This window comes from Rhizobium bangladeshense (assembly GCF_001662075.1).
Lineage (GTDB): Bacteria > Pseudomonadota > Alphaproteobacteria > Rhizobiales > Rhizobiaceae > Rhizobium > Rhizobium bangladeshense_B.
Genome location: NZ_LYPL01000002.1, coordinates 136,995 through 156,878, shown reverse-complemented (window position 1 = coordinate 156,878; position 19,884 = coordinate 136,995). Strand labels below are relative to the sequence as shown.

General features: G+C 61.7%; 20 protein-coding genes and 1 pseudogene. 12 read left to right on the top strand and 9 right to left on the bottom strand.

Features of this window, described 5'->3' with window-relative positions; all coding sequences use genetic code 11:
* Window positions 1-129 precede the first annotated feature (129 nt).
* Both betA and A7X77_RS04715 read left to right on the top strand, forming a co-directional pair.
* Window positions 130-1,782 (top strand): choline dehydrogenase, encoded by a 1,653-nt coding sequence (gene betA / locus A7X77_RS04720; protein ID WP_064681856.1) that lies wholly within the window; start codon window positions 130-132, stop codon window positions 1,780-1,782.
* A 79-nt stretch (window positions 1,783-1,861) separates the two neighbouring features.
* Window positions 1,862-2,299: a VOC family protein gene (locus tag A7X77_RS04715; RefSeq protein WP_064681855.1), complete on the top strand. Its 438-nt coding sequence runs from the start codon at window positions 1,862-1,864 to the stop codon at window positions 2,297-2,299.
* A 74-nt stretch (window positions 2,300-2,373) separates the two neighbouring features.
* On the opposite strand, the gene A7X77_RS04710 is transcribed toward A7X77_RS04715, so the two are convergent.
* The 3 genes from A7X77_RS04710 to A7X77_RS04700 all read right to left on the bottom strand — a co-directional run bounded on the left by A7X77_RS04710 (window position 2,374) and on the right by A7X77_RS04700 (window position 4,276).
* The gene (locus A7X77_RS04710; protein ID WP_064681854.1) at window positions 2,374-2,847 is read right to left on the bottom strand and encodes a DUF6644 family protein; all 474 of its coding nucleotides are present in this window, start codon (window positions 2,845-2,847) and stop codon (window positions 2,374-2,376) included.
* 6 nt (window positions 2,848-2,853) lie between these two features.
* Window positions 2,854-3,240, bottom strand: a complete 387-nt coding sequence (locus A7X77_RS04705; protein WP_010034601.1) for a DUF6152 family protein — start codon at window positions 3,238-3,240, stop codon at window positions 2,854-2,856.
* A 94-nt stretch (window positions 3,241-3,334) separates the two neighbouring features.
* Window positions 3,335-4,276, bottom strand: coding sequence for a LysR family transcriptional regulator (locus A7X77_RS04700; protein ID WP_064681853.1), 942 nt, complete (start codon window positions 4,274-4,276; stop codon window positions 3,335-3,337).
* Window positions 4,277-4,377: 101 nt separating this feature from the next.
* Here A7X77_RS04700 and A7X77_RS04695 point away from each other — a divergent pair, with 101 nt between their 5' ends.
* Window positions 4,378-5,139, top strand: a complete 762-nt coding sequence (locus A7X77_RS04695) for an SDR family NAD(P)-dependent oxidoreductase (protein ID WP_064681852.1) — start codon at window positions 4,378-4,380, stop codon at window positions 5,137-5,139.
* Between the two features lie 98 nt (window positions 5,140-5,237).
* Here A7X77_RS04695 and A7X77_RS04690 read toward each other — a convergent pair whose 3' ends face one another.
* Window positions 5,238-5,684 carry an RrF2 family transcriptional regulator gene (locus A7X77_RS04690; protein WP_064681851.1) on the bottom strand — a complete coding sequence of 149 codons (447 nt, stop codon included), beginning with the start codon at window positions 5,682-5,684 and terminating at the stop codon, window positions 5,238-5,240.
* Window positions 5,685-6,106: 422 nt separating this feature from the next.
* Here A7X77_RS04690 and A7X77_RS04685 point away from each other — a divergent pair, with 422 nt between their 5' ends.
* The 3 genes from A7X77_RS04685 to cysN all read left to right on the top strand — a co-directional run bounded on the left by A7X77_RS04685 (window position 6,107) and on the right by cysN (window position 9,433).
* On the top strand, window positions 6,107-6,865 hold the full coding sequence (locus A7X77_RS04685; protein ID WP_064681850.1) for a phosphoadenylyl-sulfate reductase: 759 nt from the start codon (window positions 6,107-6,109) through the stop codon (window positions 6,863-6,865).
* 116 nt (window positions 6,866-6,981) lie between these two features.
* Window positions 6,982-7,935: a sulfate adenylyltransferase subunit CysD gene (cysD, locus tag A7X77_RS04680; RefSeq protein WP_064681849.1), complete on the top strand. Its 954-nt coding sequence runs from the start codon at window positions 6,982-6,984 to the stop codon at window positions 7,933-7,935.
* Window position 7,936: 1 nt separating this feature from the next.
* Window positions 7,937-9,433, top strand: a complete 1,497-nt coding sequence (cysN, locus tag A7X77_RS04675) for a sulfate adenylyltransferase subunit CysN (protein WP_064681848.1) — start codon at window positions 7,937-7,939, stop codon at window positions 9,431-9,433.
* Window positions 9,434-9,649: 216 nt separating this feature from the next.
* Here the strand turns inward: cysN and A7X77_RS04670 are convergent, their stop codons facing one another.
* Complete coding sequence (locus tag A7X77_RS04670; RefSeq protein ID WP_064681847.1) at window positions 9,650-9,841, bottom strand: DUF6494 family protein; 192 nt, start codon at window positions 9,839-9,841, stop codon at window positions 9,650-9,652.
* A 181-nt stretch (window positions 9,842-10,022) separates the two neighbouring features.
* On the opposite strand from A7X77_RS04670, the gene A7X77_RS04665 reads away from it, so the two are divergent.
* The 4 genes from A7X77_RS04665 (at window position 10,023) to A7X77_RS04650 (ending at window position 15,534) form a co-directional block, all read left to right on the top strand.
* Window positions 10,023-10,802: an alpha/beta fold hydrolase gene (locus tag A7X77_RS04665; RefSeq protein ID WP_064681846.1), complete on the top strand. Its 780-nt coding sequence runs from the start codon at window positions 10,023-10,025 to the stop codon at window positions 10,800-10,802.
* Window positions 10,803-11,276: 474 nt separating this feature from the next.
* Window positions 11,277-11,918, top strand: coding sequence for a peroxiredoxin-like family protein (locus tag A7X77_RS04660; RefSeq protein ID WP_064681845.1), 642 nt, complete (start codon window positions 11,277-11,279; stop codon window positions 11,916-11,918).
* A 106-nt stretch (window positions 11,919-12,024) separates the two neighbouring features.
* A complete protein-coding gene (locus tag A7X77_RS04655) occupies window positions 12,025-14,322 on the top strand; it encodes a PBP1A family penicillin-binding protein (protein ID WP_064681844.1) in 2,298 nt (765 codons plus the stop codon).
* 261 nt (window positions 14,323-14,583) lie between these two features.
* Window positions 14,584-15,534, top strand: a complete 951-nt coding sequence (locus A7X77_RS04650) for an NmrA/HSCARG family protein (protein WP_064682309.1) — start codon at window positions 14,584-14,586, stop codon at window positions 15,532-15,534.
* 39 nt (window positions 15,535-15,573) lie between these two features.
* Here the strand turns inward: A7X77_RS04650 and A7X77_RS04645 are convergent, their stop codons facing one another.
* The gene (locus A7X77_RS04645; RefSeq protein WP_064681843.1) at window positions 15,574-16,494 is read right to left on the bottom strand and encodes a LysR family transcriptional regulator; all 921 of its coding nucleotides are present in this window, start codon (window positions 16,492-16,494) and stop codon (window positions 15,574-15,576) included.
* Window positions 16,495-16,606: 112 nt separating this feature from the next.
* On the bottom strand, window positions 16,607-17,644 hold the full coding sequence (locus tag A7X77_RS04640) for a LacI family DNA-binding transcriptional regulator (protein ID WP_064681842.1): 1,038 nt from the start codon (window positions 17,642-17,644) through the stop codon (window positions 16,607-16,609).
* 256 nt (window positions 17,645-17,900) lie between these two features.
* On the opposite strand from A7X77_RS04640, the pseudogene A7X77_RS31960 reads away from it, so the two are divergent.
* Both A7X77_RS31960 and A7X77_RS04630 read left to right on the top strand, forming a co-directional pair.
* A pseudogene (locus A7X77_RS31960) lies at window positions 17,901-18,181 on the top strand (PDZ domain-containing protein); the annotation flags it as partial.
* Between the two features lie 432 nt (window positions 18,182-18,613).
* Window positions 18,614-18,814: a hypothetical protein gene (locus tag A7X77_RS04630; protein ID WP_064681840.1), complete on the top strand. Its 201-nt coding sequence runs from the start codon at window positions 18,614-18,616 to the stop codon at window positions 18,812-18,814.
* A 316-nt stretch (window positions 18,815-19,130) separates the two neighbouring features.
* On the opposite strand, the gene A7X77_RS04625 is transcribed toward A7X77_RS04630, so the two are convergent.
* Together A7X77_RS04625 and A7X77_RS04620 are read right to left on the bottom strand one after the other, a co-directional pair.
* Window positions 19,131-19,316 carry a hypothetical protein gene (locus tag A7X77_RS04625; RefSeq protein ID WP_064681839.1) on the bottom strand — a complete coding sequence of 62 codons (186 nt, stop codon included), beginning with the start codon at window positions 19,314-19,316 and terminating at the stop codon, window positions 19,131-19,133.
* A 135-nt stretch (window positions 19,317-19,451) separates the two neighbouring features.
* Complete coding sequence (locus A7X77_RS04620; RefSeq protein ID WP_064681838.1) at window positions 19,452-19,880, bottom strand: hypothetical protein; 429 nt, start codon at window positions 19,878-19,880, stop codon at window positions 19,452-19,454.
* Window positions 19,881-19,884: the final 4 nt, after the last annotated feature.

The following is a 19,884-nucleotide window of genomic DNA, read 5'->3' as shown; positions in this document are numbered from 1 at the left end:
TGGGGGAAGCCGGTGCGGCATATCCCCTTCGCCCCGTTTACGGGGAGAAGGTGCCGGCAGGCGGATGAGGGGCCGGCTCTGAGAAAACAGGAAGCAGCCGGATCACGGCAGCTCAAGGAAAACAAAAAGATGCAACAAGCAGATTTCGTCATCATCGGCTCGGGCTCGGCGGGGTCCGCCCTCGCCTACCGCCTGTCGGAAGACGGCAAGAATTCCGTCATCGTCATCGAGGCGGGCGGCAGCGATTTCGGGCCGTTCATCCAGATGCCGGCAGCGCTTGCCTGGCCGATGAGCATGAAGCGCTATAATTGGGGCTATCTGTCCGAGCCGGAGCCGAACCTCAACAACCGGCGCATCACCGCGCCGCGCGGCAAGGTGATCGGCGGCTCCTCTTCGATCAACGGCATGGTCTATGTGCGCGGCCATGCGGAGGACTTCAACCGCTGGGAAGAGCTCGGCGCCAGCGGCTGGGCCTATGCCGACGTCCTCCCCTATTTCAAGCGGATGGAACATTCGCATGGCGGCGAGGAGGGCTGGCGCGGCACCGACGGCCCGCTGCATGTCCAGCGCGGCGGCTTCACCAATCCACTGTTCCGCGCCTTCATCGAAGCCGGCAAACAGGCGGGCTTCGAGACGACCGAGGATTATAACGGCAGCAAGCAGGAAGGCTTCGGGCTGATGGAGCAGACCATCTTTGCCGGCCGCCGCTGGTCTGCCGCCAATGCCTATCTGAAACCGGCGCTGAAGCGGGACAATGTCGGGATCGTCTACGGTGTGGCGCGCCGGATCGTCATCGAAGACGGCCGGGCGACTGGCGTCGAGATCGAGCGCGGCGGCAAGGTGGAGGTGATCAAGGCCAACCGCGAAGTGATCGTCTCGGCCTCCTCCTTCAATTCGCCGAAGCTCTTGATGCTGTCGGGCATTGGCCCGGGCGAACATCTGAAGGAGATGGGCATCGAGGTGAAGGCCGACCGGCCGGGCGTCGGCGCCAACCTGCAGGACCATATGGAATTCTATTTCCAGCAGGTGAGCACCAAGCCGGTGTCGCTCTATTCCTGGCTGCCCTGGTTCTGGCAGGGTGTGGCTGGCGCCCAATGGCTGCTGTCGAAGGGCGGGCTCGGCGCCTCCAACCAGTTCGAGGCCTGCGCCTTCCTGCGTTCCGCGCCCGGGCTGAAACAGCCCGACATCCAGTATCATTTCCTGCCGGTGGCGATCAGCTATGACGGCAAGGCGGCGGCCAAAAGCCACGGTTTCCAGGTGCATGTCGGCTACAACCTGTCGAAATCGCGCGGCAGCGTGACGCTGCGCTCGCCCGATCCGAAGGCCGATCCGGTGCTGCGCTTCAACTACATGAGCCATCCCGAGGATTGGGAGAAATTCCGCCATTGCGTGCGTCTCACCCGCGAGATCTTCGGACAGAGCGCCTTCAACGACTATCGCGGCCCGGAGATCCAGCCCGGCGAAGGCGTGCAGAGCGACGAGGATATCGACGCCTTCCTGCGCGAACATCTGGAAAGCGCCTATCACCCCTGCGGCACCTGCAAGATGGGCGCCAAGGACGATCCGATGGCGGTGGTCGACCCGCAAACCCGGGTGATCGGCGTCGAGGCTCTGCGCGTCGCCGACAGTTCGATCTTCCCGCATGTCACCTACGGCAACCTGAACGGCCCCTCGATCATGACCGGCGAGAAGGCCGCCGATCACATTCTCGGCAAGCAGCCACTGGCGCGCTCGAACCAGGAACCCTGGGTCAATCCAAGGGCGGCGGTCAGCGACCGGTGATGGCGGGGCCTGATCAAGCGTCCGTTGTCAGACCAGACGACGCCCTGTAGGTTGCAACGACACTCGGGAGACAGGAAACATGGCGCTCAAGCGGATGGACAATGTCGGGATCGTCGTCGAAGACCTTGGAGGCGCGATTGATTTCTTTCGCGAACTCGGCCTCGAACTCGAAGGGCGGGCCACGATCGAAGGCGAATGGGCCGGACGAGTGACCGGACTGGGCGATCAGCATGTCGAGATCGCCATGATGCGCACACCGGATGGACACAACCGGCTCGAGCTCTCCCGCTTCCTCAGGCCTGATGTCATGGCAGATCACCGCAACGCCCCAGTCAATGCGCTGGGCTATCTCCGCGCCATGTTCACCGTCGACGATATCGACGACACGCTCGAAAGGCTCCGCAGCCGCGGCGCACAGCTCGTCGGCGAAGTCGTCCGGTACGAGGATGCCTATCGGCTCTGCTACATCCGTGGCCCCGAAGGACTTCTCATCGGACTTGCCCAGGAACTCGGCTGAGCGCGACAGACCGGGAATGGTCCGCAAGTCGAAGGGCTTCTGAGGCTATCACGTCGTTTCACGATCAATTATCCTCAGAGAAATCCGATCCATCGCCCTGCCAATAGGGCGGCGGTCCAACTTGCCGCCGACAGGGCTGCGGAGAAGCGCAGGCCGGGCCGGATCAGGCCGGTTGTCATGAGCGTCTTCCACGCTGGCCCGAGATGGACAGCAAGGAGGTTGAGAAGCCCGAGCCCGATCAGTGCGAGCTTGGCGAGGAAGGCGGGATTGGCGGCATATTCGACCGCCCGCACACTGAAGAGGCAGAAGCCGGTGACGACGGCCGCGGCAAGGCCGACGCCCGCCGCGCGCGACAGAAACGGCGCGATGATCTGCGCCGGCACCTTGCGAAAGAAGCCGGCGAGCCTCAGATCAAGCGGCAGGATGGCGCCGACGAGTAGGCCGATCGCCAGGATATGGCCGGCATTGACGAACATGTAGAGGGTTGCGGAGCGCCGGAGCGCAACCGCGGGCATCGTGGCCGACAGCCATTCGAGGACGGCGATCACGACAGGTCAGTTCGTCCGGATGCGATCGGGATAGATATCGTAGCGCTTGTCGCCGATGGTGATGCGCACGGCCTTCATCCGCTTCTCGTTGCGATCCTGCGAACGGTTGCCAAGGGCGATCACCTGGTCGCCGGGCTTGGCGACGCCCTCGACGAAGCCGGAGCGCTCCGTCTGGCGCGGATTGCCGAGCTCGACACGCCAGACGCCGTCATCGGCGGTCGCGACATCGAGCGTCGGATGCGGCCCGCCCATGGAAATCTTCTCGATGGTGCCGCGAAGCTCGATCTGGTCCGCCTCGGCCCATGACCAGCCGTGATGAGCGGCAGCGCTCGTCGCAAGGGCAGCCGACAGACCGACGGCGGCCAGCAGATGCTTTGTCGAAAATGCAAACATGGAATCTTCTCCCTACCCGAATGAACAGGCAGGTGGAGCATCGCAGCGGCGAATAAAGCCATTTCACCAAATGTTGAAGAAAGAGAAGCCCCGACTATGCGTCGCCGATCCCATGGCTGATGTCACTCCGCCGGGCGATCCGTCTGCCCTCAGAATCTGCCCCGAATTCTGCAACGACGAATGAGATGATGCTTCTCACGCGCGGGGTCATGCGCCGATCCCGGTGATAGATGAGTGACATGGGCCGCTCACGTGGATGCCAATCGGGGAAGAGCTGAACGAGAAGGCCAGCCTGCATATCCGAAGCGAGCAGAATGGCCGGTTGCATAACGACACCCAAACCGGCCCTAGCGGCCATGCGCACGGCCTGGCCACTATTGACGGTGATCGACATTCTGGGCACGACCTCGACCTCATCCTTGCCTTTCGACAGCCTCCATGGCGAGCGTGCTGCCGGGGTAAAGCCGATGGTTTCGTGGCCGGAAAGCGCACTTGGATGGCCAGGATGCCCATGTCGAGCGAGGTAATCCGGCGAGGCACAGATCACCATTCGGTAAGGCGCAAGATGACGTGCGATGAGGCGGCTGTCGGGCAAGTCTCCGATGCGGATCGCGATATCGAAACCTTCCTCCACGATATCGACATTGCGATCCGTCAACGTGATATCCAGCATCACCTCAGGGGCAAGCTCTCGATAACGCTGCAATGCCGGCATTAAAACCTCGGCCCCGAAAGTCGTCGGCGCGGTGATCCGCAACAGCCCGCGCGGCTTCGTCTGCGATGCCTCCGCATCCTGATCCATAATGGCCACGCGTTCCAGGATATCGCGGCACTGCTCGACATAGGTCTTGCCAAAATCCGTCAGGCTCTGGCGACGCGTGGTTCGGTTCAGGAGGCGGGTACCCAGCCGCTCCTCCAGCGCGGCCACGTGTTGGCCGACCATTGCCGGCGATATGCCAAGCTTTGCCGATGCCGCGCTCATCGAGCCTTCCTGCACCGTTGTCACAAATACCTGCATCGAGCGAAAAAGCCCCATTCGATAATTTTTCTTTCAAATGAATCTATATTTTCTCGTATTATCATGAAACAGCGCCGTAATTACAACCGCCATGTCGCAATTCATTCAAGGAGCATGACATGACGCAGACCCGGTTTAAGGGCAAAACGGTTCTCATCACGGGTGCCGGAACGGGTATGGGGCGGGCCGCCGCGCTTCGTTTGGTGGCGGAAGACGCCAATCTCGTCCTCGTCGGTCGGCGCCCCGCACCGCTCGATCAGTTGCTATTCGATATCGAGACATCGGGCGGTGCGGCAATCGCGATTGCCGGCGATATCGCAGACAATGCAGCAGTAACGGCGATCGTCGATAAGACCATCGCACGCTTCGGACGGCTGGACGCCGTCTTCGCCAATGCCGGGGTTCTGGGCGAATTCAAACCCCTGGCAGCGACTGATGCAGAGGATTTCGAGGTGCTGATCGGCACCAATCTTCGGGGCACCTTCTTCACGATCAAGCACTGCCTGCCCTTCCTGGAAGGCGGCAGCATTCTCATCAATGCCTCGTGGACGGCAGGCGGGGTGATGCCGGGTGCGGGCGCCTATGCAAGCACGAAGGGGGCGTTGCTTGCCATGATGCGGACCTTGGCGGTGGAGCAAGGACCTCGAAACATCCGGGTCAATGCCATCAATCCAGGTATTATCCTGACGCCGATGGCGGACGATGTCATCGATTCGGCTTTTGCCGCACGCCTGGCCGCCCACACACCGCTCAGGCGGAACGGGACATCAGAGGATATAGCAGGGACGGTCGCCTGGCTGCTGTCCGATGATGCCCAATTCGTCACCGGGCAAGAGATCACCGTTGATGGCGGCTATACGATCGGAGGTCTCAGGCCGTAGCTCGAGATAATTCCCGCAGACTCGAGATGAAGCGCGGCGCGACCGCGCGTCATCTTGAACAATCGAGCATTTCAGGGAATTGCGGGAAGAACCGTCGATCAGGCGAGTAGGCGGGTGACTTCGGCGCCGTGCCTCGGGCCGACGGCATCGGCAATGGTCGTGGAGAACAGCACCTTGCGGGTGGCGTCGGCGACCTTGGCGAAGACGTGGCGGATTTCGCAGGTCTGTTCGCCGTCGCAATCGTCGCATTTGCGGTAGGCGGTGAGCGACAGGCACGGCAGCGGCGCGATCGGGCCGTCGATGATGCGCAGGATTTCGCCGAAGGTGATGGTGTGGGCGGGCTTGAGGAGGAGATAACCGCCCTGCTTGCCGCGGCGGCTGACGACGATGCCGTGATGTTTCAGGTCGAGCAGGATCTGTTCGAGGAACTTCTTCGGGATTTTCTGCTGCGCGGCGATATCGGAAATCATAACCGGTTCGTCGGCCTCGGCATCCGCCAGAACCGTCAGCGCCCGCAGCGCATATTTCGCCTTTTGCGTAATCATCTCAGACCGTCGACACACACAGGCGGCGCGCAATCCCGCGCCGCTTCACGAGTACATTCGCCTCTATGGCACAACCAGCATGAACGGAATTTGAACGCGCCAGGGAAAAGCCTTGAGGGACAAGCATTTCTGGCCTCGTTTTTCACGCTCGGCCAAGCCCTTGCAATCTACGCCAAATCCGCGCCTTCCGCACCTTTTTCGGCATCACTTCAGATTTCGAATTGACAGGCTGCGTGTAACTCTACTATTTTAGTAGACATACAAGCTGTCGGCGTGGCCTTTTGGCCTCGGGCGGCTGTTTTTTTGCATTGCGGCAGCTTCGGAGAGATATTTGCTCCTCCGGCCGCAGCTTTCGAAATCCCTTTTTCTGTCCGATCCTGGATTGAACTGCGATACTCCGGTCAACAAAGGACAGGAATCTCATGACTGTTATCAATCCGCTTGCGGAAGAAGGGCCGATTGCCGAAGCCGAGGCGCTGAACGACAAGCTGGCGGGTCTCGACCTTACCGGGCGCCTGTCGCTGGTGGCGGGCCTTGGTGGGCGCGTGGTGTTCACCACCTCGCTCGGGATCGAAGACCAGGTGATCAGCGCCGAGATCGGCACGCACCGCCTGCCGATCGACATCGCGACGCTTGAGACCGGCCGGCTGTTTGCCGAGACATTGTCGCTGATCGAGGAGACGGAAGCCCAGTACGACATCCACATCCAGCGCTTTACACCCGAAAAGGCCGATATCGACGCCTATGCTGCCAAATACGGCCTGAACGGTTTCTACGAGAGCGTCGAAGCCAGGCACGCCTGTTGTGGCGTGCGCAAGCTGAAGCCGCTTGCGCGCGCGCTCGAAGGAGCAACGATCTGGATCACCGGCCTGCGCCGCGGCCAATCGGCCAACCGCGCCGAGACGCCCTTTGCCGAATATGACGCCGAACGGCACCTCGTGAAGGTCAATCCGCTCGCCGATTGGGACATCGAGGCGATCAAGGCCTTCGTTTCCGACAACGGCGTGCCGGTCAATCCGCTGCATGCCCGCGGCTATCCCTCGATCGGCTGCGAGCCATGCACGCGGGCGATCAAGCCCGGCGAGCCGGAGCGTGCCGGCCGCTGGTGGTGGGAGCAGGACGAGAAGCGCGAATGCGGCCTGCATGTCGCCGAAGAGGCCGCGGCGGTCGCCGCGCAGTAATCAACCCTCACGGCTTTCCCAATCAGGGCGCGGCGACCGCCGCAGCCTTTTGGGAAAGCCAACATCAAGGACTTGTTTGCGGGCAGCTGCAAACGACCGACAGCCTGGAGTAAGACATGCCCGATAGCCGTCCGGATACGGAACTCAGCAACCCGCAGAGCGCCAAGGCGCCGCTCGACCCGCATCTGAAGGCGCTGGAAAACGAATCCATCCATATCTTCCGCGAGGTCGCGGCCGAATTCGAGCGTCCTGTGATGCTCTATTCGATCGGCAAGGATTCCTCGGTGCTGCTGCATCTGGCGCGCAAGGCCTTCTATCCCGGCCGCGTGCCCTTCCCGCTCCTGCATGTGAACACCGGTTGGAAATTCCGCGAGATGATCGCCTTCCGCGACGAGACCGCCAGGAAATACGATCTCGACCTGATCGAGCATATCAATCCCCGCGGTGCGGCTGAAAACATCACGCCGTTCACCCATGGTTCGGCTGCCTTCACCGACATCATGAAGACCGAGGGCCTGCGCCAGGCGCTCGATGCCGGCCAGTTCGACGCCGCCTTCGGCGGCGCGCGGCGCGACGAGGAAGCAAGCCGCGCCAAGGAGCGCATCTATTCCTTCCGCACGCCCGATCATCGCTGGGATCCGCGCAACCAGCGGCCGGAACTCTGGAACATCTATAACGGCATGATCCGCAAGGGCGAAAGCGTGCGCGCCTTCCCGCTGTCGAACTGGACCGAGGTGGATATCTGGCGCTACATCCAGGCCGAGGACATTCCGCTCGTGCCGCTTTATTACGCCAGGAAGCGGCCCTTCGTGGAACGTGACGGCATGATGATCCTGGCCGAGGATCCGCGCCTCGAACTCCTGCCCGGCGAAGTGCGCCAGGAAGGCATGATCCGCTTCCGCACGCTCGGCGACTTCCCGCTGACCGGCGCCATCCGCTCGCAGGCGACCACGCTGGAAGAGGTGATCGCCGAACTCGAAATTGCAACGGTGTCCGAACGCCAGGGCCGCGCCATCGACCGCGACCAGTCCGGCTCCATGGAAAAGAAGAAGCGTGAAGGATATTTCTGAGATGACCGCAGCCAACACCGCCGTCTCGGCCGCAACCGCCGTCAGCCTGCCCGCGGCCGAGCCGCAGAAGGCCCAGCGCGACTCGCGCCCGCTGCGGCTCATCACCTGCGGCAGCGTCGATGACGGCAAGTCGACGCTCATCGGCCGCCTGCTCTGGGACACCAAGGCGGTCAAGGAAGACCAGGCCGCCACGCTGCAGCGCGATTCCACCGGCAAGCAGAACGATCTAGGCCTGCCCGACTTCGCCCTGCTGCTCGACGGCCTGCAGGCCGAGCGCGAACAGGGCATCACCATCGATGTCGCCTACCGCTATTTCTCGACCGATAAGCGCTCCTTCATCGTCGCCGACACGCCCGGCCACGAGCAATATACCCGCAATATGGCGACCGGCGCCTCGACTGCCGACCTCGCCATCCTGCTCGTCGACGCGCGCTACGGCATTCTCGAACAGACACGCCGTCACGCGACGATCGCCTCGCTGCTCGGCATCAAGCAGTTCGTGCTCGCCGTCAACAAGATCGACCTGACGGGCTACGACCGGGCCGGCTTCGACAAGATCAGCCATGAGTTCCGGGAATTCGCGCTGTCGCTCGGCGTCAAGCAGATCACCGCCATTCCGATGTCGGCGCTGAAGGGCGAAAATGTCGTCTATTCCGGCCAGGCCGCCATGCCCTGGTACAGCGGCCCGACGCTGGTGGAGACGCTGGAGCTTGCCACCGTGCGCTCGTCGCAGACGGTCGGCTTCCGCCTGTCGGTGCAGCGCGTGTCGCGGCCCGGCGAAAGCTTCCGCGGCTATCAGGGCACGGTTGCCGGCGGTTCGGTCAAGCCCGGCGACAGCGTCATGATCCTGCCGTCCGGCATGGTCGCCAATGTCTCCAAGATCGTCACCTTCGATCTGGTGCGCAACGCCGCCGTCGCCGGCGATGCAATCACGCTGGTGCTCGACCGCCAGGTCGACGTGGCGCGCGGTGACATGATCGTCTCGATCGACGCCCAGCCACAGGTCGGCCTCGCCTTCGACGCGCAGATCGTCGCACTGCAGCCGGAGGGCATCGAGCCCGGCAAACGCTACTGGCTGAAGAGCGGCTCGCGCCGCCAGCGCGTGCAGGTGCAGCCGTTGAGCCAGCTGGAATTGAAGACCGGCACCTGGAACGCCGCCCAGCGGCTCTACATGAATGCGATCGGCAAGGTGCGCCTTTCCTTCGACGAAGCGGCGATCTTCGACCCGTACGAGCAGAACCGTCAGTCCGGCTCCTTTATCCTGATCGATCCGGAGACCAACAACACGGTCGCCGGCGGCATGGTGACGGGCAAACGCAGCGAACTCGGCGGCCTGCACAATGGCGACGCCCGTGTCATCCTCTCGCTGCCGGCCGATCTCGCCGAGCAGATCATGGCCAGCGAGCTCTTCGCCAGCCGCAGCCACGAGGCCGAGGTGCGGCGCATGACGGCCGCCGAAGCGGCCGACCTCTGGTCGAGCGCCGCAAGCGATATCTGACAGGGATTGAGGGGCCAGCAAGGCTGGCCCCTTATGCGAGGCCGAACCGCTGGCTATTCCTCGCGAAAGGCACTGTCGCAAATTTCAGTGATGAAACCGATCATCCCGGACGTTGCACGCCGGCTTTCGGCCCAGAGCGGCCATGCTTCGATTACGCGCGGGCGTGGGCCATGAACTTGGGGCAGCCGCACGGTTCGCACGATCGCTTCGCCCGGCCTACGGAAGTTCGATCTCGCCGTCCACCACGTGGTTGAGGCCGGTGCCTTCCGCCGTTAGCGTCATGCGGACCTTCAACGTCTTGCCGCCGCCCTGCCCCTTGCGCACCGTCTCCTCGATCTTGCGCTGCGACGTGACGCCGACTTCCTTCAGGAACTTGCGGATCGACATGTTGAAGGCGTCTTCGCTCATGGCGGAACTCCTCTAAGTGCGGAAGGGATTGTAATGGAAGGTAAATCGTCAAGGAAGCAGCAATGACGCCACACGCCCAGAATCTGACGTGAAAAATTTCGGCCGGCGGCATGTCAATCTGAGGTGCCGCTCCGGACCGCGTTCAAATAATCCTACCGCTTCGCAAACTGGAGATTCGATCATGACGATGAACAGACGCACATTTTCGAAAACTTTGCTCGTCGGTGCCGCCACGTCATTTGTTGCGACACATGCCGGCCTGGCCGCCACACAGACGCCTCCAAAGGCGCGCAATGTCGTTCTCGTGCATGGACTTTTCGCCGACGGGTCATGCTGGACCGAGGTTATCGGCCGGCTGCAAGCGAAGGGCCTGAACTGCACGGCGGTCCAGAATCCGCTCACCACGCTGCCCGATGCCGTGGCGGCCGCCCGGCGCGTCCTCGACCGGCAGGACGGTCCGACTGTCTTTGTCGGGCACTCCTTTTCGGGGATGATCCTCACCGAAGCGGGCGTACATCCGAACGTCTCTTCACTGGTTTATGTCGCTGCCCGAGCACCGGATGCAGGTGAGGACTATGCCGCTTTGGCAAAAACCTACCCGACACCACCCGCAACCGCGGGCATTGTCTTCGACGGCGACGAAGGACGGCTGACGGAGGAAGCGTTCCTGCGCGATTTCGGAGGCGACCTTCCCGAGGCCAGGGCGAGGATTCTCTATGCCGTTCAACAACCATTCCAAAAGGCGTTGCTCACCGGCAAGACCTCAAACGCTGCTTGGCGCTCCAAGCCAAGCTACTACGCCGTTTCGACGCAAGATGGGACGATAAATCCAGACCTGCAGCGTTTCATGGCCAGGCGCATGGGCGCTAAGGCCATCGAACTCAAATCCAGCCACCTGTCGCTCATTTCACATCCGGATGAGATCACTAACCTGATTCTGGAAGCTGCCGGGCAATCATGACATTGGATCCCCTGACGCCGCGGGAGCCGACGAGCCTGATCCGCTTATGCGAGACCGGATCCGCAGCTGCTGGGCTGGCGGATTCCCTGTCGAGCGGCAAAGAGCCGATCATTATCTCGGACTTCGCGATGGGGGCTTCGTGTCCAGCCAATTGGTGATTTGAGCGAATGTCGCCGCTCGATTTGTTTCACTTCGGCTGCGCGGCCCCACGCTGCTTGAACGCAAAATAGACGGATCCCCCAGCGCTATTTTCTGTGTCGGCCTCTACGGCCGAAAAAGTCAGAGTTTGCAGAAAACGGCACTTTTTCGGTTCACGATTGGCTGTTTACGCTTGCCCGCGGGCCAATGTGGGACCATTCTTAGATCGGATCCTGGCGGTGCGGTAGACGAGAGGTCAGGCCTTGCAACGCTCAATTTCGACCTCGAAGCGCCTGGCGCCTTTTCTCGACTGATCCCCGAGCGAGGAGGTTGTCCATGTCCACGCTCTCTGTCGACCACCCACTACAACCGGGCGACCGGGTTCCGAACGTTGTGCTTGATGCGATCTCGCGTGAGGGGAAGATCGCACTTGATGATTTTCGTGGCCGCAGCCCGTTGTTGATCGGTTTGTTTCGAGGCCTGCATTGTCCGTTCTGTCGGCGCCATGTCGCGGCCATGGCCTATCTCAACCCGATGCTGCGCGAGAAAGGCGTCCAATCCCTGGCTGTTGTGAACACCCCGGTCGAACGCGCGCGGCTCTATTTCCGCTACCATCCCATACCCGATCTTCTTGCAGCTTCGGACCCGGTAAAGGCTTCGCACCGAGCCTTCGGCTTACACGAGGTCGGGATGGACGCGGTCATGGCGATACGGATCGATCTTCCGGGTGAGTTGCCCGAGCCCATGAACCCGATGGCAATGGACGAATTTATCAACGAGAAGGAAGGATATCCAATTACGCATGCCGATCGGCAGATGATGACTGCCGACAAGGGGCAGCTTGTCGGCCAGTTCCTGATCGACCGGGAGGGCATCGTACGCTGGAGCTTCACGGAAGTTCTGGAGCCTGGGCTTCAGACATTCAAGGCGCCGAATTCCCAGGAATTGATATCGGTCGCCTCCCAAGTCGCCCTTTAAGCCGTCAATGTCATCGCAGCAATCCGTCGAGGCCTTTTGCGGTAGAACACGCGGCATCACCCGGCTATAAGGGTCATGCTGCGTTGGCTCTCTTTAGCGGTAACCGATGCCCAACTCTCCCGAATCCACAGGTGAAAGCGTTAGCAGCTCGAGCTCGAGTCGCGATCAGACGCCAGATTCGGCAGCGAAAGCGGGCGCCCCGGATTCGCTGAGGAGCACCCAAGGCGACGACCCGCAGCCACCCCAGGGATCCTTCGACCAAACCAGGCTGGCCGCAAGGACGCTGTTGCGCGCGATACGCCAGGATCTGCAGGCAAGTTCCGCCTTGGCAAAGATCAAGACGGCGGCATTGTTTTGGAGAACGAAGCCAAGCAGGTCGATGCTGCTCGGAATCACGTCAGCTCCCCACAAATGGGTGACGACTGCTTTGCTCAAAGCGGGGCGCGTTATTCGCGAGCAGGGCACGAAGCTGGGTGAACGTCGACGGGGCGCATCGCTGCTGGCGGGCTGGCGAAAATTCGCTCTCGGGTTCACCTTTCTTGTCTGCCTGCTCGTGGGAAGCGTGCTGGTGTGGGCCTTGAAAGACGTGCCCTGGAGCGAGATCCGCGATGGAACGTTAAAGCCGGTCGTCGTGCTGGAAACCGCTGACGGTGCGCCGCTGGTAAGACAGGGACCCTATCAAGGGCCATATGCTCGATACGACCAGTTTCCGCCGCATCTGATCGATGCCGTCCTTTCAATCGAGGATCGCCGGTTCATGGATCATTTCGGCGTCGACCCCAGGGGCATCGCGAGGGCGCTTTTGCGGAACCTGGAGGCGGGCTCGGTGGTCGAAGGTGGCAGCACCATCACCCAGCAACTCATCAAGCTGCAATATCTTGACAGCGACCGAACCATAAAACGGAAGATCCAGGAACTCGTCATCGCATTCTGGCTGGAGTGGAAGCTCGGCAAGACGGAAATCCTGACGCGCTATCTCAACAGCGTCTATCTTGGCGCCGGCGCCACCGGCATGCCTGCCGCCGCGCGCATCTATTTCAACAAGGATGTCGGCGCGCTCAACCTGCCGGAGTCGGCGATGCTGGCGGGCCTGCTGCGGGCGCCGAGCCAATGGAATCCCATCTACAATTTCGAAGGCGCCCGGCAGCGCACCACGGTCGTTCTCGACGCCATGGCGGCCAATGGCAAGATCACCGCGCCACAGGCGGCGGAGGCAAAGACGAACTTTACCAGCCTGCACCCAACGACGCCGACGCCGCGTTCCGGTAGCTGGTTTGCCGACTGGATTTCGCCGCAGGCAAGCGAAATCGCCGGCGCCTCGCCGGGTTCGACTTCGGTGCGCACCACGTTGGTGCCGCAGTTGCAGCAGATCGCCGAACGGGTCGTGACAAGAGCCCTGGACGGTGAGGGAAAGACCGTCGGCGCGTCGCAGGCCGCTTTGGTTGCGATGACGCCGGAGGGCGCGGTCGTTGCGATGGTAGGCGGGCGCGACTACAAGGCGAGCCAGTTCAACCGTGCCGTCACGGCGATGCGCCAGCCCGGTTCCACCTTCAAGCTATTCGTCTATTACGCAGCATTGAAGGCCGGGCTGACCTTGTCCGACCGGGTTTTGGACGCGCCAATCGACATCAACGGCTGGTCGCCGGACAATTCCGGCGGCGACTTTCGCGGTTGGGTAACGCTTGCCGAAGCCTTCGCGCGATCGCTCAATGCCGCGTCGGTGGCACTTGCCGAAGAGGTGGGTCTCGACAATGTGATTGCCGCAGCGCACGAACTCGGCATCGATGCGCCATTGGCCAACACGCCGTCTTTGGCACTTGGCACCTCCGAAGTTAATCTGCTTAACCTCACCAGCGCCTATGCGTCCGTCCAACTCGGCATGGCACCAGTCAGACCCTGGGGCATCATCGACTTCCAGGCGGCCGGGCAGCCGACGACGTTTCGCGTTGGCCAACAATTAAAGCCGACTGTCGATCTTTCGCCCTACCAGTCCGATCTTCTCGGCCTCCTGCAGTTGGTGGTCGAGCACGGCACCGGACGTGGCGCAGATCCCGGCACCTTTGCGGCCGGCAAGACCGGCACGAGCCAGGACAATCGTGATGCCTGGTTCGTCGGCTTCACGGACGCGCTGGTCGTCGGTGTCTGGGTTGGCAATGATGATGACGCGCCGATGAAGGGGGTGACCGGTGGCGGCCTGCCGGCGCATATTTGGCGGGACTTCATGCGCGAGGCTGCGAGCGAACGGACGCTCAACGGCGTGCGATCGAGCGAAGCAGCCGTCGATGGGCAAGGCGCGCCGCAGTCCTGTAACATCACCGCCTGTTCGCGCAGTTACCGCTCCTTTCGCCCATCCGATTGTACCTATCAGCCATATTCCGGCAGCCGACGGCTTTGCGAAAAGTGATGTGGCTCGGCAGAGATCGAGCACCCGAGATCCTGGCCTCACGAACGGTCTTTCCGATCCACCGCAACGAGCTGCCGTTTGGCCATGCCATTTATCCAAAAAATGGCATTATCTTATGCATTTCAGCCGTCTGTAACGATAGTTCCTGTTTCGATAGTGTCCCACCGTCGAGGCAGGGCGATCGGCATGGTCCATCCGCCCCTCCTTGCAAAGACGCCTGCCGACCTCTTCGGCGGCGAGCAACAGGAAAGGATGAAAGCCATGTCTACAGACAAGCCGTTGATCGCGGTTACCGGTGCAACGAGCAAACAGGGACGCAGCGTCGTTGCGACACTTCTTGAAAGCCAGCGCTTCCGCGTCCGGGCTTTCACGCGCAGACAGGACTCGCCGGAAGCTTTACGTTTGAAAAAACTCGGCGCTGAGATCGCCACCGTGCCTCTCGAACTCGGCCGTCAGGAGGATCTCGTTGCCGCCTTCAAGGGCGCGGATGGCGCGTTTTTGATGACGCCGCCGATCGCCGCGCCCGAGGCAATCGAGGCGCCTCTCGGCCGGCAACTGGCGGATGCGGCCGTGGAGGCCGGCGTCGGGCATATTGTGTTCAGCACGCTCGAGAATGTCGACAAGATCACCGGTGGGACGAAATATGCCCCGCATTTTACCGATAAGGCCAGCGTTGCAGATTACATCCGCGGCCTGCCGGTCTCGCATTCCTTCATCATGCTGGCATTCTTCTACACCAACCTTCTCGAATATTATGTGCCTCGCATGGAAGGCGACACCCTGCTGTTGCCGATCTATCTGCCGGAAGATTTCGCCGCACCTTTTGTCGATCCGCTGACGGCGACCGGGCCCGTTGTCCTCGAGATCTTCTCAAACCCCGAGCGCTACAACGGCAAAACGCTGCCGGTCGTCGGCGAGATCATTTCTCCGCGGCAGATGGTCGAAACCTTTCAACGCGTGACCGGCCGCAAGGCCGAGTATCGGAACGCTTTCGACAGGGACGGGCTGCTGGCCTATTTTCCGGAGTTTGCCGCCAACGAATTTTTCGTGCGAGAGCTGCTCGGGATGGTCGAATATGCCGTCGAATATGGCTATTTCGGCAAGGAGCACGATATCGAATGGAGCCGGCGCTTGGCTCCCGAGACGCTCAACTGGGAGCAGTTTCTGCGGACGTCGGCGTGGCGCGGCGACAAGCTCTCTTTCGGAGCTTGAAGCCCTTCTCGCAATAACGACATGCTTGAAAACAAAGACTTACGATGGCCGGATGCCCGGCAGCTTGGCGATCTCGGCGGCAAGAAAGTCGACGAGCAGCCGAACGCGGGCAATGGCTGCACGCTCGGGAACAATCAGCAAGCTCACCGGAACCGGCGACGGCCGATAGTCTCCAAGCACCACCTCGAGCCGGCCATCGTCCAGAAGATCGTGCACCAACCAAAGATGGGTAGGACCAATGCCGCGTCCGGCGGCAAGGGCTTCGCGCGCCGAAAGTCCGTGGTCGACGCGCAACCGACCGCCGACCGGAATGATCAGGCTGGTGCCGTCGGGAGCGGAAAGAAGGAGCTGATTGCTGCCTGCCACGTTGGACATCACCACGGTTTCGTAGCGTGACAGATCGGCCGGACGCTCCGGCCGTCCCCGGGCGGACAGATACGCCGGAGCGCCGACCAGCAGCCGCTGGCTCTCTCCGACCGCATGAAGTTTCATTGAACTGTCGGAGAGAGGTCCAAGACGGAGCGCCACGTCAACGCCTTCGCGAACCAGGTCGATGCGCTCGTCCGTCAGGTTGAGGTCGACGCGGATATCAGGATGCCTGTCCTGGAAGTCAAAGATCATTCGCGTGACATGCATGACGCCAAGCGCTGCCGTACAGGAAAGGCGAACGGCGCCGGCGGGGGCCTGACGGGCATCTCTGGCTTCATCGGCAGCCTGTTCGACCAGGCGCAATATCTGCAGGCAGTTGGTATAATAGCGACTGCCTTCTTGCGTCAGGGTGACGCGACGCGTGGTGCGGCTGAGGAGGGCCACGCCGACGGCCTCCTCCAGTTCATTGAGGTGACGCGTCACGGTGGATTGGCCGACGCCCAGCTCCTTTGCGACCATCGACAGGTTGCCGCGCTCGGCGACGCGAACAAAGGTACGCATTCTGTCGAATGACAAGCCTATCTTATCCATTTTCCAGCACACTGATTGTCATTATGTCCATATACGGAACAATCCAGAGGATGCCTAGCGCCAGCTTCGGCAGGGCTCGGCTCCGCGTCTATTGTCGCGGTGTCTTGAAAGGTTACCGTGTCGAACCGCGCGGGATGATCGAAAAACCGCAATCGACCTTCTCTTCGCCAAGCGGCTCATCGCGGATGGCGCGCAGCAGCATGTCGGCGACGCGGTAGCCGATCTCCTGGCGCGGGATGTACACCGTCGTCAGCGACGGCTCGATGAAGGCCGAGAATTCCAGATCGTTGAAGCCGCAGATGCCGACATCCTCCGGCACGCGGATGCCGCGCGCCTTGCATTCGATAAGGACACCGAGCGCCAGTTCGTCGCTCTGGGCAAAGACGGCATCGACATCGGGCACGCGCCCGAGCACGCGGGCAAACAGCTCCCTGCCGAGGCCGATCCGGCTTGGCGCGTCGCCGCCGATGACGAGATCTTCCTGGTATAGCCCGGCTTCCCGCATTACGTCCTCATAACCTTGGATGCGCCGGCGCGAGCGGACATCGGCGCCGCGGCCGATGAAAGCAATCCTGCGATAGCCCCGCGACAGAAGGAAGCGGGTGGGCTCGGCGCCTGCCGCATGATGATCGAGGCCGACGACCAGCCTCTGCGGCTCCTGGCTGAGATCGGTGATATGGGCGATGGGACAGGCGGCATTGTCGATCAGCGGCAGAAGACCGCGGTAGGATTCGGCGCCGGCGATGATGACGCCGGCCGGCTTCTGCGTCAGGAAGGATTTCAACAGGCCGGCCTCGCCCTCGGCATGATGCAGCGTATTGGAATATTGCACGGTGAGATCGGTGTCGCGGAAACGATCCTCGATACCGACCATCAGGCCGGTAAAGCCGTATTGGTGCAAGGCGGGCGTGATGACGGCGACGATGCCGTTGTGGCGGCCGGCCAGCGCCCGGGCGGCGAGATTGGGGATATAGCCCATCTCCTCGACCGCGCGCAGGATCTCCTCGCGCAGATCCTCGGAGACGATTTCGGGATTGCGCAGCGCGCGCGAGATGGTGATCGGGCTGACGCCCACCTTCTTCGCCACATCGCTGAGCTTCACAGGCGCGCCGCGCCTGGGTTTCCTCCCCCGCTCCACCGACTTGCTCATCGCCCCCCGTCTGCCGCTGCGGAACTCGAACGCTGCCGATTCTCCTTCTCTACCTTCTGCAGAAGAAATAATTTAGAGTCCACTAACATCTTATGGTCGCGACATGTTCCGGGCAGGCGGCGGGATCGTCTGCCGGCAATTACGGGCGCAGGCGGCGGGCGGATCACCGACCGCCGGCAATAAGCCCGTCTATTTTCGATGGAAATCAGCGCGGAGCGATGATGCCGGAGAGAAACCAGCCGGCATTTGCCGATGCATCGGCCTTGCCGACCGACGCCCGATGTGCGCCAGCAGCTCGACCTGCCGCGCTCGGTCAGCGGCGCCGTGGTCGCCAGCGTCAAGCCGGACAAGTCGGCCCGCCGCCGGCATCCAGTCGGGCGACGTCATCGTCTCGGTCAACGACCGGCCGGTGCACAATGCCCGCGAGGCCAAGGCCGCGATCGCCGAAGCCGTCAGGCCGGCCGCAAATTGGTGCTGCTGCTCGTCGAGCGCGATGGCAACAAGCCTTTCGTCGCCGTGCCATTTGCCGCGGCCTGAGAGGGCCGCGTGTTGCGACATCCGAAATTGGAGAGGGAAAGCCCGTGAAGACGGGCTTTTCCTTGTCCCCGTCCCGCGCCGGCACAAGGCTGCGGGCTCGGGGCCATTCCTGCCGCCGCGCATGGTAAATTCCGATATTTCCGGCGAAAGTCCGGCGACACCGGTGGTTTTTCGTGCCGGAAAGCGACAGGGAAACAACAGGTTGCGCCATTGCCTGACAGGCGGGCAGACGCTGACCGGCTGCCGCCGGACGAATTAACCCTACCGGCTTACCTTAATATCAGCATCAGCTTGAATGCGTGCCGCCCTATGCCATCGTATTTTCATGATTACTAATTGTCCGGGATCGCTTACCGGACCCGTAGCCCGCCTTTCCCAGGAAAGATCGGCTTCATGCATCAAGGGCGTAACATTTCAAACGGAGGGTATGCCATGAGCAATGTCGTGGAATTTCGTGCCAAATGCCCGCATGTCGAAACTGTGTCGGACTGCCGGCAGGCGCTTGAAGCGCATGTGATGAAGATTGTCGCCGAGGCTGTCGGCTGGGGCTTTCCGCCGGCGGAAGCGGCCATGGTGGTCGCCGATATTGCCGATGATTACATTCTGATGCTGTCGCGTGAGCTGCGGCATTAAACGACGCGCGGGCGACCGCACGCCACCGTCCGCCAGGAATGACTGTGTCAGTGGGCCGCGCAGCGCCTGCAGGGGTAGCAGGGGTGTACAGGAGACGAAAACCTGCCACGCGGCCCTGCGATCAAAACACTGGCTCATGCCGGAAGTTCCCGGCGGAGATACTTGAACGGCGGAGTATTTCCTAACTTATTTCTCGATGCGGAAATATTCCGTTACCGACAGTCGCGCGTTCCGAGTAAAAGCGCGTCTCACAATCTATTCAGGTCGGCTTTTCTGCTTCCGCCTTCGGAATTACAGACAGCTCGGCCGCATGCACTCACCGCCATTTCGGCTGGCGTGGCGGCGCATTGGACTGGATCTCATGCAACGGCGCGTGAGACCCGAGCAGCTTCTTCAGCTTCTTCTCCTCCGCCGGCCCAATCCCAAACTTGCGGCAATGCTCTGCAACATCATGCTCCCGCGGACCGGGAATGCGAACTTGGCGATTGTTCATGCTCTTCATGTCTGTTTCCTCCTGAGGGGAAAACAAACACCCGGCGGTTTGGTTCGTTAGCAACGTCTAAAATTTGGAAATGTCTGTTTGCGTACTGATATCGCCGTTAGCTGGGATTGCTTCACCGGGATTGCCGCGTTCACCTCAACTGATCTTCAACCAATGCCTGAGCGCCGCCACCGCCCCGTCGCTGGCATAGGCGATGATGCCGCCGGTCGCCAGCCCGGCAAAGGCTATCAGCCCCGAGATGCCGTAGCCGATCGATTTCATCCGTTTCCACTCCTCGAGCGCCGGGCCGACCGTCTCCTGGTTCTTCTCGACTGTTTCCTTGAGCGTCCCGATCTCGGCGCGGATCTGCTGATCGGCGCCGCCGCTGATCGCCACCCGCGTATCGAGATGGGCGATCTGCCTTGCCTGCTCGTCGAGGCGCTTGTGGATCACCGCCCTTCCATCATGAGCATTGGCTTTTTCGTCGCTCATCTCCTGGCGCAGCAGCGCAACATTTTCTTCGATGCCGCTCAGCCTTCCCTCCACGCGCCCGAGAGCGCGCAGGATATCGTCATTCGATGTCATATCG

Excerpts from the sequence above, each read along its gene's own strand:
- A7X77_RS04705 (WP_010034601.1), bottom strand. The coding sequence starts at position 3,240 with ATGTTTGCATTTTCGACAAAGCATCTGCTGGCCGCCGTCGGTCTGTCG.
- A7X77_RS04700 (WP_064681853.1), bottom strand. The coding sequence starts at position 4,276 with ATGGGGCTTTTTCGCTCGATGCAGGTATTTGTGACAACGGTGCAGGAA.
- A7X77_RS04660 (WP_064681845.1), top strand. The coding sequence starts at position 11,277 with ATGTCCACGCTCTCTGTCGACCACCCACTACAACCGGGCGACCGGGTT.
- A7X77_RS04620 (WP_064681838.1), bottom strand. The coding sequence starts at position 19,880 with ATGACATCGAATGACGATATCCTGCGCGCTCTCGGGCGCGTGGAGGGA.
- A7X77_RS04645 (WP_064681843.1), bottom strand. The coding sequence starts at position 16,494 with ATGGATAAGATAGGCTTGTCATTCGACAGAATGCGTACCTTTGTTCGC.
- A7X77_RS04690 (WP_064681851.1), bottom strand. The coding sequence starts at position 5,684 with ATGATTACGCAAAAGGCGAAATATGCGCTGCGGGCGCTGACGGTTCTG.
- betA (WP_064681856.1), top strand. The coding sequence starts at position 130 with ATGCAACAAGCAGATTTCGTCATCATCGGCTCGGGCTCGGCGGGGTCC.
- A7X77_RS04670 (WP_064681847.1), bottom strand. The coding sequence starts at position 9,841 with ATGAGCGAAGACGCCTTCAACATGTCGATCCGCAAGTTCCTGAAGGAA.
- A7X77_RS04715 (WP_064681855.1), top strand. The coding sequence starts at position 1,862 with ATGGCGCTCAAGCGGATGGACAATGTCGGGATCGTCGTCGAAGACCTT.
- A7X77_RS04640 (WP_064681842.1), bottom strand. The coding sequence starts at position 17,644 with ATGAGCAAGTCGGTGGAGCGGGGGAGGAAACCCAGGCGCGGCGCGCCT.
- A7X77_RS04685 (WP_064681850.1), top strand. The coding sequence starts at position 6,107 with ATGACTGTTATCAATCCGCTTGCGGAAGAAGGGCCGATTGCCGAAGCC.
- A7X77_RS04650 (WP_064682309.1), top strand. The coding sequence starts at position 14,584 with ATGTCTACAGACAAGCCGTTGATCGCGGTTACCGGTGCAACGAGCAAA.
- A7X77_RS04695 (WP_064681852.1), top strand. The coding sequence starts at position 4,378 with ATGACGCAGACCCGGTTTAAGGGCAAAACGGTTCTCATCACGGGTGCC.
- A7X77_RS04630 (WP_064681840.1), top strand. The coding sequence starts at position 18,614 with ATGAGCAATGTCGTGGAATTTCGTGCCAAATGCCCGCATGTCGAAACT.
- A7X77_RS04625 (WP_064681839.1), bottom strand. The coding sequence starts at position 19,316 with ATGAAGAGCATGAACAATCGCCAAGTTCGCATTCCCGGTCCGCGGGAG.
- A7X77_RS04665 (WP_064681846.1), top strand. The coding sequence starts at position 10,023 with ATGACGATGAACAGACGCACATTTTCGAAAACTTTGCTCGTCGGTGCC.
- cysN (WP_064681848.1), top strand. The coding sequence starts at position 7,937 with ATGACCGCAGCCAACACCGCCGTCTCGGCCGCAACCGCCGTCAGCCTG.
- cysD (WP_064681849.1), top strand. The coding sequence starts at position 6,982 with ATGCCCGATAGCCGTCCGGATACGGAACTCAGCAACCCGCAGAGCGCC.
- A7X77_RS04655 (WP_064681844.1), top strand. The coding sequence starts at position 12,025 with ATGCCCAACTCTCCCGAATCCACAGGTGAAAGCGTTAGCAGCTCGAGC.